At 38.6% G+C, this 3101-nt stretch carries 3 protein-coding genes and 1 pseudogene; 2 read left to right on the top strand and 2 right to left on the bottom strand.

Annotation, left to right across the window (positions count from 1 at the left end; genetic code table 11):
- Positions 1 to 29 precede the first annotated feature (29 nt).
- Both WAM07_RS08620 and WAM07_RS08615 read right to left on the bottom strand, forming a co-directional pair.
- On the bottom strand, positions 30 to 440 hold the full coding sequence (locus WAM07_RS08620) for a hypothetical protein (protein ID WP_422166074.1): 411 nt from the start codon (positions 438 to 440) through the stop codon (positions 30 to 32).
- Positions 441 to 931: 491 nt separating this feature from the next.
- Complete coding sequence (locus tag WAM07_RS08615) at positions 932 to 1249, bottom strand: hypothetical protein (protein WP_422166073.1); 318 nt, start codon at positions 1247 to 1249, stop codon at positions 932 to 934.
- Between the two features lie 387 nt (positions 1250 to 1636).
- Here WAM07_RS08615 and WAM07_RS08610 point away from each other — a divergent pair, with 387 nt between their 5' ends.
- Complete coding sequence (locus WAM07_RS08610) at positions 1637 to 2488, top strand: DegV family protein (protein ID WP_422166072.1); 852 nt, start codon at positions 1637 to 1639, stop codon at positions 2486 to 2488.
- Between the two features lie 363 nt (positions 2489 to 2851).
- Positions 2852 to 3101, top strand: a pseudogene (locus WAM07_RS08605) (MFS transporter); the annotation flags it as partial.

The following is a 3101-nucleotide window of genomic DNA, read 5'->3' as shown; positions in this document are numbered from 1 at the left end:
TTTTTGGGTAACTCAGGGGACTGAATTTCTTAACTTAATTCCTGATAAAGCTCATTTGGGTTTATAAAATTAATACTACTGACATTATCTTCTTCATTCGTTTGGGCATGGCCTCTGATTTCCACGGTTTTACTTGCACCGCTTTTGTTATTTGTATAGGACACATCCATAGAAAATTTGTAATAGCCTTCCTTTTCTTCTATCGTTATACCTTCCGTTTTTAACTGAGCATCGGGATGTGCTGCTTTTAGGTAATAGGAAGCATCTGGAGAGTCTATAAAAGAAGCTTCATAGAAACTGTCACTTACATAGGGTTTATAATGTTGTTCAAAGTATTCGGCATAATCACTAAGGTGCTTCTTGAAGTCTTCGCTTCCAAACCCCTCGTTTTCCATACCTTCTAATGCTATTTCCAACTTTTCAGTCGGTCCATTAAACATGCTCTCCAAAGCAGCTCGTATGTTTTGCTTACTCTCACTTTCATCCTCTTTCTCTTTAGTTTCTTCGGCTGAGGATTCGGAAGTTGAGTTGTTTTTTTATACTGAGGAACTTGGACCTGAACCAGAGCTGGAGTTAGAGCAGCCAATAATTAAAAATAGTAAAGAAAACCATACAGCAAGCTTAAAATACTTCTTAATACCTCTCATATTCAAAACAAATATCCTCTCCATTATAAAAATTTTACTTACGGTCTGTTTACGAGAGATTCTCTTATAAAGTTTCATATTATTCTATATTTGTATAATATTGGAATTTAAAGATGCAATGAAACAAGTAAACGATCAACTTTAGCACGTTAATACTCAAGGAACCCGGCCCGCCTTCTGCCAAAGGCGGGATTTTTCTACTTCTGTGTACGATATGATAAGATGGCAGTCTTTATTTTTTAAAACCTCGACTTACTTTTACTAGTGAGTAAGCAAAGCATTGGCTACTTTGAGCCTGTGCTTAGCGTTTTGTCTGTTACGTTATAAGTATCTTTATGACTTCTTTTTACTACGTAATTCATGGACCCTAAGTCTTTTTTCTTCATGCGTCCATTAATTCGCAGGCTGTTTGTCTTATGTCGAAAGAACTCACGTGCTCCATTGTAAGTGGTGTACCAGCGCCTGCCGATTAGGGTAAAGCCTCCATAATCGTGCTCGGAAAGTTTTATTGGTCGAAAACACGTGCCAAATACTTCGTCTTCCCATTCAATAATACCTAATGCTTCCTGTTCATCCGTCCACATGCTGCATATTTTTTTCAATACTACTCCCCCTGAAAATAGCTTATTTTACCAAAAACCAGTCCTGAAATTGCCACTTTGTTGATGATGAAAGGTTAATAGATGTACCAAACGATCACTCCTTGTCTCTACTAGTATTAACTACCTATTATTCCATAATTTTCTGCAAAATTCCACAATTGAAAATAAGACAGAAAAGATCCTGATCTTGAAGGTAAGACCTTACGTCAAAGTAGAAATACAAGAAGGGCGGGATTTCATAGATTCCCATCCCTGCATTAATAATCAAATCCCAGACACGAAAAGCACGGCAAATAATAGTTATCACAATGCGATTTTCTCATGTATAGTTAAAGCATAACGCAGGAAGAGTGAACGTGTACCTAAATATACGAAGGGAGAGATAGAATGCGAAGGATCATCTTATCGACTGAAAGCGGTGCCGACTTACCAGGTGATTTAGCTGAGAAGTACGAGATACAAGTCGTTCCCATGCACATCATTATGGATGGAAATGATTATTTAGACGGTTCCTTGCCGGTCCAGGATATTTATGACTATTACAGACGTACGAAGAAAATACCCTCTACGACCTCCACCAATGCTCATGAGTATCAGGAGTTTTTTGCAACGATAAAAGAGAATTTCCCAGAATGCATTATGATCCATATTGGTTATACATCAAAAGCGTCTTCTTCTTTTCAAAATGCTGTGATTGCAGCGGAAGAATTTGAAGATATTTTTCTCATTGATGCTCTGAACGTTACGGGAGGATTAGCTGCGATCGTATTGTATGCCGCTGATTTATTAGAAAAAGAACCTGAGATTGAACCGGAACACCTTGTTGAAAAAATAGAGGCCATCGTTCCTAAATCCAGGCTCGTCTTCATCCCGGGAAGCCTGGAGTTTCTCAAAGCGGGTGGACGCGTAAGCAATATGGCTTCTCTCGTAGGATCTCTGTTGAAAATAAAGCCATGTATCGAGCTTAAGGATGGAAAGCTTATGTCTACCAAGAAGTACCGCGGTAAAATGAGTAGAGCTACTGAAAAACTCTTCCGTGATTACTTGAATGAATTCGACCTCGATAAAGAGCAGCTTTATTTTATCTACTCCATCGGACTCGATGAAAGGATTAAGGAGCGGATGGATGAGGTTGCTAAAGTAAAAGGTTTCCAAAATATAAGATGGATCCAGGCGGGCGGGATGATTTCCACTCATTCTGGAGCTGGTGGCTTTGGGGTAGCGGGATTAGAGCAATAGTACGGGCAGGACAAGAAGTGATAGGAAATTAATAGGGTGTTTTTTATCATGATTGTGTGGTTTAAACATTGCCCTTGCTTGCCTTGTCCAAAAATAGTTAAAGTTATATAATGAGAACACATCTTATACATAAAGGAGGGAAAGTCATGCATACGTTCACGTTAGACATCAAAAGTGAGAGTAAATATCTTCTTTATATGATGTCTATTATTGGAATTTCAGCCGTCCTCGGGACAAGTGTGTCCTTTTTTAGCTGAAATTTCATAGAAGTGAACGTACGTATGAACTCCTAAAAAATAGCGAAGAGAGCCGCACGGGAGTGTTTCCGTGTGGCTTTTTATGTATAAGAGAGGACGAATTTCAATGTTTAAAACAAAACGTAATATTTACATGCTGTATGGCTATATATTTTTTGCGCAGTTATTTTTTGACCGTGCCTTATGGGTTATTTACCTTGGCGATAGAGGAATGTCGTTCGGTCAAATTGGTTTATTAGAAGCTTTTCTTCACTTAGCGATTGTTCTATTCGAGGTGCCTACAGGGATGATTGCGGATTTGTACGGGAGAAAGGCAAGTCTTCTAATCGGAAATTTATTCAGCATCCTTTATGGAC

The sequence above is a fragment of the Halobacillus sp. genome, from assembly GCF_049282395.1.
GTDB lineage: Bacteria > Bacillota > Bacilli > Bacillales > Halobacillaceae > Halobacillus.
Note: the sequence above shows the minus strand (reverse complement) of the source record. Positions and strands in the feature narration are given on the sequence as shown.